Below are 1496 nucleotides of genomic sequence, written 5' to 3' on the forward strand. Positions count from 1 at the left end.
TAAAAAACTTAAATATAGACTTCCTAATTGTGCGTATGCTTCTATACTTCCTTTTTCTTTTCCTTTATTAAAGTAATTTATTGCTTCTTTAAAATTACCTTGTCGCATATAATATATACCTGCACAACTATATCCTTGTATTTCACCCTCTTGTATTAGTTTTTTATACTTTTTTATATCTTCTTTTGTATATTTTATTTTTATACATTTATTTATATCATATTCACTTTTTTTTAATTCTACTTCTTGGGCATTTAGTATTATTATAGATAAGGTTATTAGTATTATCAGTTTTATTATTAATTTCATTTATGATTCCTGTTTATTATTCACTGTTGTATTATTTTTTACTTTTTGTTCTTCATTATTATCATATGTAAGCCTTGTATTAGCACCATCTTGAATTTTCCCATCAATATATGCTAAGAAGTTAATTTCATAAACTTTTTCTTCTTTTAGATTATGAATTATTGTCTCTTTCCCATTATAAATTTCTCTTTGTTTATCTTCAATTTGCCATCTAATTTGTGCTAACTCTTCTTGCCTTGGTTCTTCTACATTTAATACAGCTATACATTCACCTTCTTCTTGTGATACATGAGAACTAACTATATCTTCAACTTCTAAATATCTTGCAAGTTGTGTTTGTGTATATCCTTCTTCTTCACTATTACTTACAAAACAGTGTGCATGTCCTACTTTAAAGATATTTTCTTCTTCTAAAGTAACACTCATTTTTAATCCATTAATAGTGATATTATCATTTGTTGGATTATCTGTTAAAATATCTTTGTCTGCTTCATCATTGTTTTTAATAAAATACCATTGTAATTGAGCTTCTTGAGTAGGAGTTAAATCAGTAGTTTTACTCCAAACACCATTATAAAACTTCTCAACAATAGCTTCATACTCTAAAACTTGTGTTATATCATCTTGTTTTGTAATTGTAGGAACTAGTTCAACTACTCTTACTTTTTCATATAGTGGTTTAGGTATCTCTATTTTTACTACATCTTTTGCACTTACTCCACCATTTGATGAAGTAGTATCAACAGTTCCTGCTTTTAGAAATATTCCAGAGGGATCAACTGTAAGTACATTCCCTCCACATTTTAAACTAATTCCATTAGTTGCTTCTAATTCAATCTTGTTTGCCTGATATTTTACAGTATTTGACTTTAAATGATATGAATTTATTACATCTAACCTATAATCTTTCCCAATTTGTAAAAACATATTTTGTAAATATTTTTTCTTTACATCTTGTTCAATATATTCAGTCTTGGTTCCTTTTATACGTTTTATTACACTATTTTCTACTATTGTTTTTAAATCATCTTTTACAATAGTAATAAAATCTTCTAATATATGTTTTTCACAATCATTTTTAACAGTAGTAATAGATTCTTTCTCAACAGTTAAAATTTTATTTGCTTTTATACTCTTTCTTTCTTCTTCTCCTACTGTTATAATCGAGTCTTTTTGGATTGTCTCTT

The 1496-nt window shown here is 26.1% G+C and carries 1 protein-coding gene and 1 pseudogene; both read right to left on the reverse strand.

The genetic code is table 11. From position 1 onward, the window contains the following. Positions 1-309, reverse strand: a 309-nt coding sequence (locus CRU93_RS14000) for a hypothetical protein (protein WP_258238947.1), incomplete at its 3' end; no start/stop codon positions are given. Further along, positions 310-1496: pseudogene (locus tag CRU93_RS14265) on the reverse strand (type VI secretion system tip protein VgrG); the annotation flags it as partial.

It is taken from the genome of Arcobacter sp. CECT 8985 (assembly GCF_004116495.1).
GTDB lineage: Bacteria > Campylobacterota > Campylobacteria > Campylobacterales > Arcobacteraceae > Malaciobacter.